Raw genomic sequence first — 15,481 nt, forward strand, 5'->3', positions numbered from 1 at the left:
GAACCGGATCGATTTTGGTCATTCTTTCACTGAACTGTCTGTCAGGGCATTGGGGTGCGGTAGCTCAGGAGCCTTGCTTCGTGGGCGGACGCCGGGGAGGATGTATGATTAGCACCGTCGCATTGTTTTGGGCGTTATGCGTGGTTTGCATAGTGAATATGGCGCGCTACTTCTCATCGTTACGTGCGCTGTTAGTGGTACTTCGTGGTTGCGATCCGTTGCTTTATCAGTATGTGGACGGTGGAGGGTTCTTCACCTCGCATGGACAGCCCAGCAAGCAGATGCGTCTGGTGGGGTACATCTACTACCAGCGCTACCGCGATCATCACGATGAAGAGTTTATTCGTCGCTGCGAGCGCCTGCGTCGTCAGTTCATTTTGACCAGTGCCCTGTGCGGGCTGGTCGTAGTCAGTATGATTGCATTGATGATTTGGCACTGAGCATCACAGCAGGCGGGGAAAGCCCCGCCTTCTTTCATCTGGCTCAGGGCTTAACTGAGAACCGGAGACTGGAGATATTGTTCTCAATCGAAATAACCTTTCCGCTATAGGCAATGTTCACTTCCCCGCTTGTATCAATACTGGCCGAGGTTATCGTGCCTGTACCTTCGATTACCGGATACTTCATCGCAAGCTGATGGATAATATCAGGGTCTTTCCCTGCAAGCGCCCCCGAGAGATAGTAACGGTAGATTGGTGGTACGGTTGTGCCACCCTGATTGTTCACGGTCATATAGAGCCAGACGCTATCGGATAATTTATAAACGCGCTGTAGCTCATCGCTATTTCGCTGATTGGGCTGATGGTTTAACCAGAAAAATCCAATGACCAGAACCAGAAGTGAAAAGGTAACAAGGCGATGAATCCATTTAATAGCCGTTTTGAATGGCATACTCTATTCCTTCTCTGATGTTGCGTTGGTCCGTTGGGTCGTCTCCGTAAGGCGGCTTTTCGTACCATTTTCCCCATTCCGGTTTTGAGGTACCTGCCCGGCCTTGAGCCCAGCCTGCCCCCATAAGGAGGATGTTTGCAGGGATACCTGCCGCAGTACCGGCGGCTCCGAAGTTGAAGTTACCAAATGCAGCAAAATAAGGGTCGAATTTTTTATAATCCCAGGGACCGCCATTTCGGACTTTTTGGTAGAACCAATAATACGTTGAGGGCGTAGCCATATTGCGTGACATTCCGTTAAGGCGTGCCTCACGCATATTGTTCGCTATAACGATTGAACCCGGTCCTGAGATAGGGACAGAAGCCATACATTCTCCTTTGTCTGGATTTTTCTTCTGGCCGCCATGATAGTTTTTTCTGTGTTTTAAAATTGAACAAAAAATGTTCAGGAAATCCTCATGTTATCAAACACTTCATGGAAAAAAGCTGCCATAAAAAAAGCGGGTCAGTTTCCTGACCCGCTTTTTTGTCGCACTAAACCGATTAGATCAGCTTCAGCGAAATCCAGTACAAACCGCCAGACAGCAGGATTGAGGCCGGAAGGGTGAACACCCAGGCCATCAGAATGTTAGTCACGGTTTTGCGCTGTAGACCGCCACCGTCAACAATCATGGTACCTGCCACGGATGAAGAGAGTACGTGGGTGGTGGATACCGGCATACCGGTGTAGCTCGCCAGACCGATAGACACTGCCGCCGTCATCTGCGCGGACATACCCTGCGCATAGGTCATGCCTTTCTTACCGATCTTCTCGCCGATGGTGGTCGCCACACGACGCCAGCCAATCATCGTACCGATACCAAGCGCCAGCGCGACGGCCATGATGATCCAGATTGGCGCGTACTCAATGGTGTTGAGCATATCGCTTTTCAGTTTCTTCAGCAGACGTTTGTCGTCACCATTCACCTCTGGCAGCTTCGCGACTTTATCGGTCACATCAGAGATACAGAGCATGATACGACGCAGCTGACCACGCTGTTCTACAGCCAGTTTGTCGTAGCTTTCGATATCGCCCAGCATGCCTTTCGCACGTTCCAGCGCGTTAATCGCGTTTGCCGGATGGCAGTGGAACTCGCCAGGCGCGGTGGTTGCACCGGCTTCCGGAGAAGGGATCAATTGATCAACGCCGGTCGCTTTTTTCAGCAGGTCAGGATGCTGCTGGAAATAGGTTTCAACGTTGTTGACCGCATCGCGGGTACGGGTGATTTCGTAACCCGAGGCGTTCATGTTCACCACGAAGCCTGCCGGTGCGACGCCGATCAGAACCAGCATCACCAGACCAATGCCTTTCTGCCCGTCGTTCGCGCCGTGAGAGAAGGCCACGCCGATAGCAGAAATGATCAGGGCGATACGCGTCCAGAACGGCGGCTTTTTCTTGCCGTCTTTCTTCTCACGCTCTGCTGGCGTCAGGTGGATACGCGCACGTTTTTTCGTGTTGCTCCAGTAGCGACGCAGGATGAAAATCAATCCCCCCGCGACTACCAGACCCACGATAGGGGAGATGATCAGGGAGCCGAAAATGCCCAATACTTTAGGCAGGTTCAGCGCATCAACAACCGATGTCCCGGTCATCAGGGCGTTGGTTAACCCGATACCGATAATCGCGCCGATGAGGGTGTGAGAACTGGATGCAGGCAGGCCAAAATACCAGGTACCGAGGTTCCAGATAATTGCAGCAAGCAGCATTGAGAACACCATAGCGAGGCCATGGCCAGAACTAACGTTAAGCAGCAGATCCGTTGGCAGCATATGCACGATGGCATACGCAACGCTCAGCCCGCCCAGGAGAACACCAAAAAAGTTAAATACCGCCGCCATAACAACCGCAAGCTGCGATCGCATTGCGCGAGTGTAGATAACCGTCGCTACTGCGTTTGCAGTGTCGTGGAAGCCGTTGATCGCTTCGTAAAACAGTACAAAAACCAGAGCAAGCAATAATAAAAGCCCGGTATGTAAATCCAGGCCGGCAAACAAATGTAGCATAGGACGTTACGCCATTTTGAGGACATGAACGCGGCGCATTATCCAGGACAAATGCGCGGCGGGCAAAGTGAAATATAGACTTTTTTTGACATACCACCTGATTTGAGAAAAGCACTAGAAAGGATATTCTTTAAATTTCAATGGAATGGCTTTGTAATATCTTTTTACGCTGGTGTGACCACAGAGGAAACTTTACAATCCGCGGCAGTTAACAAAGAGGGTTTTGACGTGGAAAGGTTTGATGCCGTGGTAATTGGCGCCGGTGCGGCGGGTATGTTTTGTGCGGCAATGGCCGGACAGGCGGGTCGTCGCGTGCTGCTGCTGGATAACGGTAAAAAGCCCGGCCGTAAGATCCTGATGTCCGGCGGCGGGCGCTGCAACTTTACTAATCTGTATGTTGAACCCGCGGCCTATTTGAGCCAAAACCGTCATTTTTGTAAATCTGCGCTGGCGCGCTACACCCAATGGGATTTTATCGACCTGGTGGGTAAGCACGGCATCGCGTGGCATGAAAAGACGCTGGGGCAGCTGTTCTGCGACGACTCCGCGCAGCAGATTGTCGATATGCTGGTGGCCGAGTGCGAGAAGGGCGGCGTCGTCATGCGCCTGCGCACGGAAGTGCTGGAGGTCGCGCGTGACGACCAGGGCTATACGCTGCAGCTGAACGGTGAAACCGTCAGTGCGGATAGCCTGGTGATCGCCAGCGGCGGCCTGTCTATGCCGGGGCTGGGCGCCTCCCCGTTCGGCTATAAGATTGCCGAACAGTTTGGCCTGAAAGTCTTGCCCACGCGCGCCGGGCTGGTGCCGTTTACGCTGCATAAACCGCTTCTCGAACAGCTTCAGACGCTGTCCGGCGTGTCCGTTCCCTCGGTCATTACCGCCGAAGACGGGACGGTGTTCCGCGAAAATCTGCTCTTTACCCATCGCGGCCTTTCCGGCCCGGCGGTACTGCAAATCTCCAGCTACTGGCAGCCTGGGGAGTTTGTCACGGTTAACCTGCTTCCCGATTGCGATCTCGACGCGTTCCTTAACGAGCAGCGTACCGCGCACCCGAATCAAAGCCTCAAAAACACCCTGGCAATGCAGCTGCCAAAACGTCTGGTGGAATGTTTGCAGGCGCTGGGGCAGATCCCGGACGTGTCGCTCAAGCAGCTTAACAGCCGCGAGCAGGAAACGCTGGTCGAGACCCTGACAAACTGGCGCGTTCAGCCAAACGGCACCGAAGGCTACCGCACCGCAGAAGTGACGCTGGGTGGCGTTGACACGAATGAGCTCTCGTCCCGCACCATGGAAGCGCGCAACGTGCCGGGGCTCTATTTTATTGGCGAAGTGATGGACGTCACTGGCTGGCTCGGCGGGTACAACTTCCAGTGGGCATGGGCAAGTGCCTGGGCGTGCGCTCAGGCGCTGGCAGAAGACAAGTGACATAAGAGCACAGCCACTCGTCACGGTTGGCTTTACGAGCTGACGGTGGTGACGTCTGTCACAGCAAGAATATTGCTCGCGGCCACGGTCCCCATCCTGATATATGACGCTGCGGTAACGCCGCCAATATGCGGTGAAATAACCACGTTTTCTACGGACTGCCAGAGGTGCGGCGCGGTCAGCGGCTCGTGGGTAAAGCTGTCCAGCGCGGCGCTGTGCAGCGTGCCATCCCTGAGCGCCGTCAGTAACGACTCATCGTGGATCAGCCCACCGCGTGCCGTATTGACCAGAATTGCGTTCCGCTTGCAGTGTGCGAGCGTTTCGCTATTGATCATCCCCCGATTCTCATCGGTCAGCGGACAGTGCAAAGAGATGACATCGGAACGGGAAAGAAGTCCGTTCAGCGTTTCTGCGCGTTCGCACAGGGCAGGCATAGTCTTAGCATAGGGATCGTAAGCCAGCACTTTCATGCCGAAAGCGTGACCAATAGTCGCCACGCGCGAGCCGATAGCACCCAACCCAATTAGCCCTAACGTTAAGCCCTCCAGTTCAATGGATTTATGCGTCGCCTTATCCCAGTGCCCGTCTCGCAGCCGCTTGTCCAGAGGCACCACTGACTTTGCGCAGGCGAGGATCAGCGCCCAGGTATGTTCAGCCACTGCCGCCGCGTTTGCACCTGGCGCAGCCCGGACGGCGATGTTGCGCTCGGCCGCTGCCGTCTGGTCTATCACATCGATCCCGCTTCCGTGCTTGGAAATAACCTGCAAAGCCGGGGCGGCATCCATAACTTTCTCGGTGATCCTGCCGTAACGTACCAGGATCGCCACAGGATTGTGTCGTTTACACAGCGCGATCAGGTCATCTTCTGTGGGCTGGCGGCCCGCAAACACTACCTCAAAGCCCTGTAACATCACCATGGCCTGCTCCGCCAGGTCGCTTCCGGTAACCAGCACTACGTCTTTGCCCCCCATCACAGCGTCTCCTCGTCGCTCAACATACCTGCCTTACGAAGCGCGTCATCAAGCCAGTGTGGACGTAAATCGCCTTCACGGATGGCGGCAAGACGCCGGGTCTCCATCTCCAGCTTTTCTTTTGCCAGAGCGATAACCTCCTGAACCTCATCGCGCGGGATGACGACCACGCCGTCGATATCCGCGACAACAAGATCCCCGGCCTGAACCGTCGCCCCGGCGACTGAAATGGGATGATTAACCCGGCCAGAAATTAACTTTGTCGGGCCGCAGGGGTTCAAACCGGCAGAAAAGACGGGGTAGTGACCTTTGCTCAGGGTGTCGGCGTCACGTACAGCGCCATCAATAATAATGCCCGCAATGCCGCTCGCCTGAGCCTGAGTGGCCATGATTTCGCCAAGCAGCGCGCAGCTCAGGTCGCCTTTGCCATCGACGATCAGGACATCGCCGGGCTGCGCCACCGCCATCGCGGCATGAATCGCCAGATTATCACCCGGGCGGACTTCAACGGTGATGGCCGGACCCGCAACGGACATGTGTGGGGCCAGCGGTTTGATGCGGCCATGAAGCGTACCGCGGCGACCGGCCACGTCGGCCAGAATAGCTGCCTGATACTCGGCCGCCCGACGTACGTCCTCGGCAGAAACGCGCTCGAAATGGCGATTAATCGGTTTTTTTTCATTAACGGACATAAATGCCTCCATATTGTTTTACTGAGTACAATGCAGGTGTACAGAACAAAACAACTATAGCGGTGTTGCTTTCCTTTTAGCCAGACCCGAGGTGGCGTTTGTGATGTAAACACGAAGTGACTCACAAAATTTGAGGTACACTCACTGCCGGGCTAAAAAGGAGATAATGATGGGGAATGAAGGCGTTGTAGCGGTTGAAAAAGCGCTGGCTTTACTGGATTGCTTCCGTCCTGGAGATGAGAGCCTGACGCTGACCGCGCTGGCACAGCTGTCGGGTTATCACAAAACCACGGTTTACCGCTTGATGAATTCTCTTGAACGGATGAATTACGTCGTCAGGCATGAAGACGGCAATTATGCGCTGGGCCCACGTCTGCTTTACCTCGGCAAGCTGTATGAACAATCTTTCCATCTTTCCCGGGTGGTTCAGCCAGAGCTTCAGGCCTTATCCCTGGCGTCTCAGGAGAGTGCCAGCTGGTATGTGCTGGAGGGAGGGCAGCGGCTTTGCCTGTTTCGCGCTGAAGCGTCGCATGGCCTGCGACACAGCAATCTTCCCGGCAGCCAGTTCCCGCTCGATAATTCGGCCATCAGTAAGGTATTACGCCATTGGGGGCTCAATGAAAGCCTGCCGGAGGGAGACGCTGAACTCCCATTCTACACGTCAGGCGCGCGCGACCCCCATACCGCTGCGTTTGCGATGCCTGTCTTCGGCGTTCACGACAAGCTGGTTGCGGCGTTAGCCCTGACCGGCCCCATCTCGCGGCTGACGGAAGATCGTCGTGAGAAGGAAATAGGGCAGTTGATGAAGGCGGCTGCAAGCCGTCTGTCGCAGAAAATGGGCGCCAGCAAGCCCTTCTGTCAGCAGTTCTTTGGTGAAACGAGCGACGCGGCGGAAGAAAATCTTTAAACGCAGAAGCGGGACAAATGTCCCGCTTCTGTCATCGTTAATGCGTGACCTGTTTTTCGTGTAGCTGAGCGCGGCGGGCCTGCCGCCCCATAATGAGCACCGCGATACCCCCGGCCACGCACAGCGCGGCCAGCGGAAGCATTGCCAGCGTGTAGCTGCCTGTCCGCTCATTGATAATGCCGTACGCGTTTACCATCACCGCCCCACCTATCAGGTTTGCGATGGCGCCAATCGCGGCCAGTCCCGCCGCCGCTGAGGTACTGCTCATCCAACCGGACGCCAGCGCCCAGAAAGGCCCTTTCATTGAATAAGCGCCTATCAGCATAATGCTGAGGATAACGATCGTGGCAGACAGCGAGACGCTTACAAAGGCGGCGAACACGCCGGCGGCAATCATGAACAGCGTGAGCGCGGTATGCCAGCGGCGTTCGTTGGTACGATCGGAATTCCGTCCCCATACAATCATCAGAACCGATGCCAGACCGTAAGGAATGGCGTTAAACAGACCTGTCTCAAGGTTATCCAGATGGAAGGATTTCAGCAGTTGAGGAGACCAGACGCTGATCGTGGTGCCCGCGGAAGATGCACCCGCGTAAATCAGCGCCATCAGCCAGATCTGACGATGCTTTAGCAACTGCCACGTCGTCTGGTGTCCAATGTTCTTTTGCTGGCTACGCTCGGTTTCCAGCGTGGTTTCCAGCCACTGTTTCTGTTCGCTGCTGAGCCAGCTCGCCTGATGAGGGCGATCCCGGAGAATAAACCAGGCTGCAATACCCAGCAGCACCGCCGGCAAGCCTTCAATAATGAACAGCAGATGCCAGCCGCGAAGACCCAGCCATCCATCCAGTGACAGTATCAACCCGGAAAGCGGGGAGCCGATGAAGTTAGCGAGCGGGATGGCGACCATAAAGGACGCAATAATGCGTGCGCGGTAGCGGGACGGGATCCACCAGGTCAGATACAGCACGACGCCCGGGAAGAAGCCCGCCTCTGCAGCACCGAGAAGAAAACGGACGATATAGAGCGACGTGGTGTTCTGCACCAGGGACATACACATGGAGACGATGCCCCAGCTGATCATAATGCGCGGGATCCACAGCCGGGCGCCGACTTTCTGCATGGCCAGGTTGCTGGGTACTTCAAACAAAAAATAGGCCACGAAATAAAGACTGCTGGCGAAGCCAAACGCGGCTTTGCTGAGGCCAAGGTCCTCATTCATCTGCAGCGAAGCCATGCCGATATTCCCGCGATCGATAATGGAGACCAGGTAACTGACAATCAGAAACGGGAGAATACGCCAGATCACCTTCCGCATCGTCTCTCTTTCTATGTCCTCGGTGGCGGTAGCGCCGTTACGTAAATGTTCTGTCATTGTGTCCTCGCAGGGTTTGTTCTTTGTTTTATTAGGTACAACTCAGTTTTATTAAACAAAACCACTATAGCGACGGCGCGTTATTTTTATCCAGTTAATGGAAGGTTTAAATGATGTAAATAAGAGGTGACTCACAGATAGTGCGCTGCAGATATATCGCTCACAGCAGTCGAACCAGCCGCAAAGAGGGCACGCTGCAAGGGAGATAATCACGCAACGCAATTATTGCACCAACTTTTCCTCGTCATTCAACTAAGCTTCGACCAGGTGCCCCGCCTCGTTCGCGGGGCCAGATTCCTTTTGGTCGAGCACGCATCATGCAGCTACTCAGTATTATTATTTTGCTTACCCTTACCGTGGTGATCCATTCGCTGTGGATGTTTGGCGTTTTAAAGTTCATCAAATTAGAAGTCGATTCGGCGGTACGCATCGTTTTACGCAATGTCGGTATCGTGATCTCCATGATCTTCGCCCACCTCCTTGAGGCCGGACTGTTTGCTGCGTTTTATTTTGTCATCGACGCGTTTAATGACTGGAACACCAGCTTCTCTTTTTCACTGGTCAGCTACGCTACCGTGGGATACGGCGACGTCACGTTACCCCAGCACTGGCGGCTCATCGGCGGGGTGGAAGGGCTGGTGGGCGCGTTGATGGTGGGCTGGTCTGTCGCGGTTCTGGTGGCGGTGCTGCAGCGTTTGCGCGGCATGAGCGCCTAAACGGCAGATGCACGATCCCCGCCTGGTAAGGTAAAGTACTCCTCCTTGCGTGGCCGGAAGGCCGCGACTTTGAGGGCGAAGAGGCTGATTAACGGCCCGCCCTTTTCTGTTCCTGGTTTACGCCAGTTTGCATGGTGTTGTGTTTTGTCTGCCAAAAGGGTTTTGTATGTCTGCTGCTCATCTCGGTTTCCCGACGGAAACCGTTGTTGTCTTTGTGGTGATGGCCGTAGGGGCGATGTTTATCGACCTCTTTATGCACCGTCACGATAAACCCGTCTCGCTGAAAAGCGCGGCGATGTGGTCCATTTTCTGGGTCATGATGGCGATGGCCTTCGCCGGATTCCTGTATGTTCACCACGGCGCCGAGATGGCGAGCCTGTTCCTCACCGGCTACGCGCTGGAAGAGGTGCTCTCCGTCGATAACCTGTTTGTGATGATGGCAATCTTCGCCTGGTTCGGCGTGCCGGATAAGTACCGTCACCGCGTGCTCTACTGGGGCGTGCTGGGGGCGATAGTCTTCCGCGGCATCTTTGTGGCTATCGGCACCAGCCTGTTAAGCCTGGGGCCGTACGTTGAGGTGATCTTCGCGCTGGTCGTTGGCTGGACGGCGGTGATGATGCTCAGGCGCAATGAAGAGAGCGACGAAGTGGAAGATTACTCGGGTCATCTCGCCTATCGCCTGGTGAAGCGCTTCTATCCGGTCTGGCCGAAAATCAGCAGCAACGCCTTTATTCTGACCCAGAAAGAGGTGGATGCGGAGCTTGAAAAGCCGGAAAACCAGGACGTGATGGTCGGACGCGTGAAGAAGGCGAAGCGCTATGCGACGCCGCTGCTGCTTTGCGTAGCCGTCGTCGAACTCTCTGACGTCATGTTCGCGTTTGACTCCGTGCCGGCCATTATTGCCGTGAGCCGCGAGCCGCTGATTATCTACAGCGCCATGATGTTCGCCATTCTCGGCCTGCGTACGCTTTACTTCGTGCTGGAAGCGCTGAAGCAGTATCTGGTGCACCTCGAGAAAGCCGTGGTTCTGCTGCTGTTCTTCGTGGCGTTCAAGCTGGGGTTAAATGCCACCGACCACTTCTGGCATCACGGTTACAGCATTGGCGCGACGGCCAGTCTGTTTGTGGTATTAGGCGTGCTGGCGCTGGGGATTATTGCGAGCGTGATGTTCCCGGGGAAACGTGAGGCCTGATGTACCGCCTTTCTCCCTCTCCCTGTGGGAGAGGGCAGGGGTGAGGGCACCGGTCCGCACCTAACCCTTAATCGGTGAATTCCGACGCTTGCGCGGGTGGTGGAAGTGCCGCCAGTGCGGATCCTGCGCCGCCGCCAGCAGTTCGTGGTCGCCGCGGGTGTCGCCCCAGGCGCGCAGATGATAGGCGTTCAGATCGCCATACACTTTTTCCAGCCTTGCCACCTTCTGGGCGCAGCGGCAGTTATTGCCCGTGATGCGCCCCGTCAGCTTGCCGTCTTTCACTTCCAGCTGCGTGCCAATCAGCTTAATGCCGAGCTTATCAGCCCACGGCTGGAGCACCAGCGCCGGGGACGCGGAACAGATGGTCACCTCCGCACCGGAATTTACCTCAGCCGCCACCGCCAGAACCCCTTCAGGGCGCATCAGCTTGTTCCAGTATTTTTCACAAAAGGCTTCCGCCTGCTGGCGCAGCCAGTGTTCATCCACGCCCGTCAGGAACGTTTTAATCAGCACTTCCTTGAGCTCATCGCGCGTCAGCTTGCGACGCACGCAGTGGAGCGTGGGCAGCGCCATGCGCACCAGGCGGCCCGCGAAGTAACGTTTGCCGAAGGCAAAACGCAGGAAAGGAATAAAGCTGTCGTGGTGCGTTAATGTCCCGTCAAAGTCGAAGACAGAGAGCACGCTGGATTTAGCCACCGTCTCGTCGGCAATCATATTGGTCATAAATACGTCTTAGCTGAAATACACATTCTGCGGATCAGTTTACCTGCTTTAGCTGGACAGTCCTTATATCACCACTCTTTTTTTCTCGATCTTGCGATCTCAAAGTGAGTCCATTTTTGGCCTCGATAACAATTGGTGAAAAAACGAGCTGTCTATATTATCGCCACATCGCAAGATATTTAGGGGAACCATTGGCCCCCACAGGTAAGGAAAAACTCACTCACTACTTCTTTCTTGATATGACTCTTAGATCGCTTATTTCAATCCTCACGTTAAGTTTTGCTTCGTTTTCTGCGTTCAGCTTTCAACTTCCAGCGTCGATGTTATCGATGAACAGCGAGCTGGCGGCATCACCGGCGAAATCTGCGCTGGTGCATCAGGAAACAGGTCCGCTGCGCTCGCGTATTCTCGATCAATACCAGAAGTGGAAAGGCACCCAGTACCGGTGGGGCGGAACCACGCATCGCGGGGTAGATTGCTCCGCGCTCATGCAGCACCTGTTCACCGATGCGGCGCATCTTAATTTACCGCGCACGACGAGTGAACAGATCCATCGCGGCGTGCAGGTGGCGCAATACCGCCTGAAAGCCGGCGATCTGGTCTTCTTCCAGACGGGCCCGAACCGCAAGCACGTTGGCGTTTATATTGGTGAAAACCAGTTTATTCATGCCTCAACCAGTCAGGGCGTAACGGTTTCAACCCTGACGGATGATTACTGGCAGGCACACTACATTACCGCCCGTCGCATCGCAGGCAGCGCGGCCTGACAGCGTCAGATGATGTCATCCACGACGCCACCGTCGACGCGCAGCGCCGCGCCCGAGGTGGCGGAGGCCTGGGTCGAACAGACATAAATCACCATATTGGCCACCTCTTCAACCGTGGCCGCGCGCTGGATAACCGAGCTGGGGCGGTGGGCCATCACAAACTCTTTCGCCAGCTGCTCCAGCGATTTGCCGGTTTTTTCGATTTCATCTTTCATCATCTCGGCGAAACCGTCAGACATCGTCGGGCCCGGCAGGACGCTGTTGACCGTCACGCCGCTCCCCGCCACAAACTTCGCCAGCCCGCGCGCCAGCGAGAGCTGCGCCGTTTTGGTCACGCCGTAGTGGATCATATCCGCCGGAATATTGCAGGCTGACTCGGAGGAGATAAACACCACGCGTCCCCAGCCTTTCTGCACCATGCCCGGCAGCAGGGCGCGGGACAGACGCACGCCGGACATCACGTTGGTCTGCCAGTAACGCTCCCAGGTTTCATCGTCGGTGGCATAGAAATCCTGCGGGCCGTAAATCCCGGCGTTGTTGACCAGAATATCGACGTTATTCGCCACCTTCAGAAGCGACTCGACCCCTTCCGCCGTGCTGAGATCGGCAATCGCGGCGCGCACCTGTACGCCCGGCACCACCTGCTGGAGCTGCTGAATGCCTTTATTCACCGATTCCGTGCTGCGGCCATTGACGATCACTTCCGCACCGCTTTCTGCCAGACCTCTGGCAATGGCGAATCCGATCCCGCCGGTTGAGGCGGTCACCAGCGCCACTTTCCCCGCAAAGTCGATTTTCATCATCTGCTCCTTATCGTTTTAACGTTCGGACCTTAAAGCGTAGCAGGTGAGGATGACGGCTCCTGGCTAAAAAGGCGCAACAGCGTCTCAACCTGTTCATCAAGCGGGGCGAGGGAACGTTTAACAATCAGGTGAAGCGGCGTTGCCCTGCGCGCGCCGTGGCTCAGCGGCAGCCGTTTTAGTACACCCTGATCCAACTGGGTCTGGATGCGTTCCTCTGGCAGCCAGCCGTAGCCGACCTGAGAGACGACGGCTTCAATCGCGGCATCGATGGTGGAGAAGGTCCACGACTCGCCGGCAGCACGCGCGGCGGGCTGGCTGTCCGCAATCTGGATGAGCGGCCACGGGCGCAGCATCTCATCATTTAGCGGCGCGTCGAGGTGAAACAAGGGGTGCCGGGAATGGGCCACGGCAACAAAGTCGATATTCATCAGCCATTCTCCGAGCCCGGTAATGTCCTGGCGGCGGGTTAAGACCATCACATCGGCTTCGTCGTTAATGGCATCGGCGCGGGTATTTTCCAGCACCTCGGTCAGACGTACCTGAGTCTGCGGATACTGCTGCTGGAACTGACGAAGAATAGCGAACAGGCGGCGGCGCGGGAAAATGGAGTCCACCACCAGATCTAACCGCGTTCGCATCCCGTTGCGAAGTGTCGCTGCGCGCGTCTCAACGTACGAAAACGCTTTCAGCAGCGGTTTAACCTGGTTGAGAAGAAGCTCTCCGGCCGGAGTTAACACCGCCCGTCGCCCCTCCGGGACCAGCAGCGCCACGCCGAGTCGCTCCTGCAGCAGCGACAGGTTATAGCTCACCGAGGACTGGCTGCGGTGGGTTTCTTCCGCGGCTTTGGCAAAGCTGCCCGCTTCCACCACTCTTTCCAGTAAAGCCCATTGTTCCAGCGTCGTCTTATGCATGATTTATCTAAAATTTGGATGAATTTGATTAAAACATAGCGTTATTCATTCATTTTTTGAAGGGGTACGATCGTCTCATCAAAACAAAGGAGACATCTTATGAACACCTTCGACAAACACGACTTAAGCGGCTTTGTTGGTAAACATCTTGTATATACCTACGATAACGGCTGGAACTACGAGATTTACGTAAAAAATGAGACCACGCTTGATTACCGTATTCACAGCGGTCTTGTGGCCAACCGTTGGGTGAAAGATCAGCAGGCTTATATCGTGCGGGTAGGCGAGAGCATCTATAAAATTTCCTGGACCGAACCAACCGGTACCGACGTCAGCCTGATCGTGAACCTGGGCGACAAGCTGTTCCACGGCACCATCTTCTTCCCACGCTGGGTCATGAACAACCCGGAAAAAACCGTCTGCTTCCAGAACGACCATATTCCGCTGATGAACAGCTATCGCGATGCGGGTCCGGCGTATCCAACGGAAGTGATTGATGAATTCGCTACGATCACCTTTGTGCGCGACTGCGGTGCCAATAATGAAAGCGTTATTGCCTGTGCGGCCAGTGAATTACCGAAAAACTTTCCAGATAATCTCTAATAAGCGCGACAATTAACTAAAAAGAAAAGTTCCCGGCTATTTCATATTATTTTGAAATGGCCGGGATTTTTTTTGTTTGTTGATGATTGGTTTAAATGAATCCATTTTAAAATGTTGCAAAAGATCACATTAAAAATATTTAATATTAATTTAACTTGTTGTTTTTCAACTAGCTGCTAGTTGTCTTATAACGTTGCAAACGTTGTCTTAATTTTTCCCTAAGGAAAGAGAGCTACTTTGATATAAGTTTATGGTTCGTTGAAATAAACGGGCTGGCATTTGGTTAATATCAAAAACATGCCATTTTTATTGCAAGGAAATTAATAATGAGTGATTTTCTGCCTTTTTCGCGGCCGTCGATGGGCGCTGAGGAAATTGCGGCGCTTCAGGACGTTTTGATGTCGGGCTGGATCACCACAGGGCCAAAGAATCAGGAACTTGAAGAGGCATTCTGTCAGCTTACCGGGAATCAGCATGCGATTGCCGTCTGTTCAGCCACCGCAGGTATGCACGTCACGCTGATGGCGCTGGATATTGGCCCGGGCGATGAAGTCATTACCCCTTCCCAGACCTGGGTCTCCACGCTGAATATGATCGTGTTGCTGGGTGCCACACCGGTCATGATTGATGTGGACAAAGATACATTAATGGTGACGCCAGAAGCCGTTGAAGCCGCCATTACCCCGCTTACCAAAGCCATTATTCCCGTTCATTATGCCGGCGCGCCGTGTGAAATCGACGCCATTCATGCCATCGGCGAACGTCACGGTATTCCGGTTATTGAAGATGCGGCCCATGCCGCCGGAACGTATTACAAGAACCGTCATGTGGGCTGGAAAGGGACCGCGATTTTTTCCTTCCACGCCATTAAAAATATGACCTGCGCGGAAGGCGGCTTAGTCGTCACGGATAATGCCCAGCTGGCGCAGCGGATCCGCAGCCTGAAATTCCATGGCCTGGGCGTAGATGCCTATGACCGCCAGACGCACGGCCGCGCGCCGCAGGCGGAAGTGATCGCGCCGGGCTATAAATACAACCTGGCAGACATCAACGCCGCGCTGGCGCTGGTGCAGTTAGGCAAGCTGAAAGAGGCCAACAGACGCCGCCAGGAAATTGCTGAACGCTACCTGCGTGAGCTTGCCGATACGCCGTTCCAGCCGCTCACCATTCCGTCATGGCCGCACGTGCACGCCTGGCACCTGTTTATTATTCGCGTTGACGAAGCGCGCTGCGGAATTTCCCGCGACAACCTGATGGCGGCGCTGAAAGAGAAAGGCATCGGTACCGGCCTCCACTTCCGCGCGGCGCACACCCAAAAATACTACCGCGAGCGTTTTCCTGATGTATCGCTCCCGAATTCTGAATGGAATAGCGCGCGTATTTGTTCTCTCCCTCTTTTCCCGGACATGACTCATGACGACACAACCCGCGTCATTACCGCACTCCATCAGCTTGCAGGACATTGA

Annotated in this window: 17 protein-coding genes; 8 read left to right on the plus strand and 9 right to left on the minus strand. The window is 55.0% G+C overall.

What is annotated here, in order from left to right; translation table 11 throughout:
• Positions 1-104 precede the first annotated feature (104 nt).
• Positions 105-440: a universal stress protein UspB gene (gene uspB, locus HCH49_RS17735; RefSeq protein ID WP_003861224.1), complete on the plus strand. Its 336-nt coding sequence runs from the start codon at positions 105-107 to the stop codon at positions 438-440.
• A gap of 43 nt (positions 441-483) precedes the next feature.
• On the opposite strand, the gene HCH49_RS17740 is transcribed toward uspB, so the two are convergent.
• The 3 genes from HCH49_RS17740 to pitA all read right to left on the minus strand — a co-directional run bounded on the left by HCH49_RS17740 (position 484) and on the right by pitA (position 2,933).
• The gene (locus tag HCH49_RS17740; protein ID WP_221703117.1) at positions 484-891 is read right to left on the minus strand and encodes a hypothetical protein; all 408 of its coding nucleotides are present in this window, start codon (positions 889-891) and stop codon (positions 484-486) included.
• Positions 869-1,258, minus strand: a complete 390-nt coding sequence (locus HCH49_RS17745) for a polymorphic toxin type 44 domain-containing protein (protein WP_029740249.1) — start codon at positions 1,256-1,258, stop codon at positions 869-871. The genes HCH49_RS17740 and HCH49_RS17745 overlap by 23 nt, the downstream gene beginning before the upstream one ends.
• Positions 1,259-1,433: 175 nt before the next feature.
• A complete protein-coding gene (gene pitA, locus HCH49_RS17750; RefSeq protein WP_023309552.1) occupies positions 1,434-2,933 on the minus strand; it encodes an inorganic phosphate transporter PitA in 1,500 nt (499 codons plus the stop codon).
• Between the two features lie 228 nt (positions 2,934-3,161).
• On the opposite strand from pitA, the gene HCH49_RS17755 reads away from it, so the two are divergent.
• The gene (locus HCH49_RS17755) at positions 3,162-4,358 is read left to right on the plus strand and encodes an NAD(P)/FAD-dependent oxidoreductase (RefSeq protein WP_033147086.1); all 1,197 of its coding nucleotides are present in this window, start codon (positions 3,162-3,164) and stop codon (positions 4,356-4,358) included.
• Between the two features lie 32 nt (positions 4,359-4,390).
• Here the strand turns inward: HCH49_RS17755 and HCH49_RS17760 are convergent, their stop codons facing one another.
• Both HCH49_RS17760 and HCH49_RS17765 read right to left on the minus strand, forming a co-directional pair.
• Entirely contained in the window at positions 4,391-5,329 is a 939-nt protein-coding gene (locus HCH49_RS17760; RefSeq protein ID WP_094934863.1) for an NAD(P)-dependent oxidoreductase, read from the minus strand.
• Entirely contained in the window at positions 5,329-6,021 is a 693-nt protein-coding gene (locus tag HCH49_RS17765) for an RraA family protein (protein ID WP_058842012.1), read from the minus strand. The genes HCH49_RS17760 and HCH49_RS17765 overlap by 1 nt, the downstream gene beginning before the upstream one ends.
• A 169-nt stretch (positions 6,022-6,190) precedes the next feature.
• Between HCH49_RS17765 and HCH49_RS17770 the strand changes: the two genes are divergently transcribed.
• Complete coding sequence (locus tag HCH49_RS17770) at positions 6,191-6,928, plus strand: IclR family transcriptional regulator (protein WP_033146857.1); 738 nt, start codon at positions 6,191-6,193, stop codon at positions 6,926-6,928.
• Positions 6,929-6,965: 37 nt separating this feature from the next.
• Here HCH49_RS17770 and HCH49_RS17775 read toward each other — a convergent pair whose 3' ends face one another.
• A complete protein-coding gene (locus HCH49_RS17775; protein ID WP_205916384.1) occupies positions 6,966-8,300 on the minus strand; it encodes an MFS transporter in 1,335 nt (444 codons plus the stop codon).
• Positions 8,301-8,617: 317 nt separating this feature from the next.
• Here HCH49_RS17775 and HCH49_RS17780 point away from each other — a divergent pair, with 317 nt between their 5' ends.
• Positions 8,618-9,016 carry a potassium channel family protein gene (locus HCH49_RS17780; protein ID WP_221703119.1) on the plus strand — a complete coding sequence of 133 codons (399 nt, stop codon included), beginning with the start codon at positions 8,618-8,620 and terminating at the stop codon, positions 9,014-9,016.
• A 166-nt stretch (positions 9,017-9,182) separates the two neighbouring features.
• Positions 9,183-10,208, plus strand: coding sequence for a TerC/Alx family metal homeostasis membrane protein (locus HCH49_RS17785; protein WP_024908851.1), 1,026 nt, complete (start codon positions 9,183-9,185; stop codon positions 10,206-10,208).
• Between the two features lie 60 nt (positions 10,209-10,268).
• On the opposite strand, the gene HCH49_RS17790 is transcribed toward HCH49_RS17785, so the two are convergent.
• Entirely contained in the window at positions 10,269-10,931 is a 663-nt protein-coding gene (locus tag HCH49_RS17790; protein ID WP_014885577.1) for an HAD family hydrolase, read from the minus strand.
• Positions 10,932-11,170: 239 nt separating this feature from the next.
• Between HCH49_RS17790 and HCH49_RS17795 the strand changes: the two genes are divergently transcribed.
• Positions 11,171-11,698 (plus strand): NlpC/P60 family protein, encoded by a 528-nt coding sequence (locus HCH49_RS17795; RefSeq protein ID WP_045403295.1) that lies wholly within the window; start codon positions 11,171-11,173, stop codon positions 11,696-11,698.
• 5 nt (positions 11,699-11,703) lie between these two features.
• Here HCH49_RS17795 and HCH49_RS17800 read toward each other — a convergent pair whose 3' ends face one another.
• Both HCH49_RS17800 and HCH49_RS17805 read right to left on the minus strand, forming a co-directional pair.
• Positions 11,704-12,498 (minus strand): SDR family NAD(P)-dependent oxidoreductase, encoded by a 795-nt coding sequence (locus tag HCH49_RS17800; protein ID WP_217073236.1) that lies wholly within the window; start codon positions 12,496-12,498, stop codon positions 11,704-11,706.
• Positions 12,499-12,530: 32 nt separating this feature from the next.
• On the minus strand, positions 12,531-13,412 hold the full coding sequence (locus tag HCH49_RS17805) for a LysR family transcriptional regulator (RefSeq protein ID WP_032662157.1): 882 nt from the start codon (positions 13,410-13,412) through the stop codon (positions 12,531-12,533).
• Positions 13,413-13,511: 99 nt separating this feature from the next.
• Here HCH49_RS17805 and HCH49_RS17810 point away from each other — a divergent pair, with 99 nt between their 5' ends.
• Both HCH49_RS17810 and arnB read left to right on the plus strand, forming a co-directional pair.
• Complete coding sequence (locus HCH49_RS17810) at positions 13,512-14,015, plus strand: phenolic acid decarboxylase (RefSeq protein WP_008503103.1); 504 nt, start codon at positions 13,512-13,514, stop codon at positions 14,013-14,015.
• Between the two features lie 326 nt (positions 14,016-14,341).
• Positions 14,342-15,481, plus strand: coding sequence for a UDP-4-amino-4-deoxy-L-arabinose aminotransferase (gene arnB, locus HCH49_RS17815; protein WP_221703121.1), 1,140 nt, complete (start codon positions 14,342-14,344; stop codon positions 15,479-15,481).

Origin of the sequence: Enterobacter sp. Y17, from assembly GCF_019730495.1 — a bacterium.
GTDB classification, from domain to species: Bacteria; Pseudomonadota; Gammaproteobacteria; order Enterobacterales; family Enterobacteriaceae; genus Enterobacter; species Enterobacter asburiae_B.

What these genes read in the sequence shown, in the direction of transcription:
- HCH49_RS17785 (WP_024908851.1), top strand. Translation starts at nt 9,183, where the DNA reads ATGTCTGCTGCTCATCTCGGTTTCCCGACGGAAACCGTTGTTGTCTTT.
- HCH49_RS17775 (WP_205916384.1), bottom strand. Translation starts at nt 8,300, where the DNA reads ATGACAGAACATTTACGTAACGGCGCTACCGCCACCGAGGACATAGAA.
- HCH49_RS17740 (WP_221703117.1), bottom strand. Translation starts at nt 891, where the DNA reads ATGCCATTCAAAACGGCTATTAAATGGATTCATCGCCTTGTTACCTTT.
- arnB (WP_221703121.1), top strand. Translation starts at nt 14,342, where the DNA reads ATGAGTGATTTTCTGCCTTTTTCGCGGCCGTCGATGGGCGCTGAGGAA.
- HCH49_RS17805 (WP_032662157.1), bottom strand. Translation starts at nt 13,412, where the DNA reads ATGCATAAGACGACGCTGGAACAATGGGCTTTACTGGAAAGAGTGGTG.
- HCH49_RS17795 (WP_045403295.1), top strand. Translation starts at nt 11,171, where the DNA reads ATGACTCTTAGATCGCTTATTTCAATCCTCACGTTAAGTTTTGCTTCG.
- HCH49_RS17765 (WP_058842012.1), bottom strand. Translation starts at nt 6,021, where the DNA reads ATGTCCGTTAATGAAAAAAAACCGATTAATCGCCATTTCGAGCGCGTT.
- HCH49_RS17745 (WP_029740249.1), bottom strand. Translation starts at nt 1,258, where the DNA reads ATGGCTTCTGTCCCTATCTCAGGACCGGGTTCAATCGTTATAGCGAAC.
- HCH49_RS17800 (WP_217073236.1), bottom strand. Translation starts at nt 12,498, where the DNA reads ATGAAAATCGACTTTGCGGGGAAAGTGGCGCTGGTGACCGCCTCAACC.
- HCH49_RS17790 (WP_014885577.1), bottom strand. Translation starts at nt 10,931, where the DNA reads ATGACCAATATGATTGCCGACGAGACGGTGGCTAAATCCAGCGTGCTC.
- pitA (WP_023309552.1), bottom strand. Translation starts at nt 2,933, where the DNA reads ATGCTACATTTGTTTGCCGGCCTGGATTTACATACCGGGCTTTTATTA.
- HCH49_RS17760 (WP_094934863.1), bottom strand. Translation starts at nt 5,329, where the DNA reads ATGGGGGGCAAAGACGTAGTGCTGGTTACCGGAAGCGACCTGGCGGAG.
- HCH49_RS17780 (WP_221703119.1), top strand. Translation starts at nt 8,618, where the DNA reads ATGCAGCTACTCAGTATTATTATTTTGCTTACCCTTACCGTGGTGATC.
- uspB (WP_003861224.1), top strand. Translation starts at nt 105, where the DNA reads ATGATTAGCACCGTCGCATTGTTTTGGGCGTTATGCGTGGTTTGCATA.
- HCH49_RS17770 (WP_033146857.1), top strand. Translation starts at nt 6,191, where the DNA reads ATGGGGAATGAAGGCGTTGTAGCGGTTGAAAAAGCGCTGGCTTTACTG.
- HCH49_RS17810 (WP_008503103.1), top strand. Translation starts at nt 13,512, where the DNA reads ATGAACACCTTCGACAAACACGACTTAAGCGGCTTTGTTGGTAAACAT.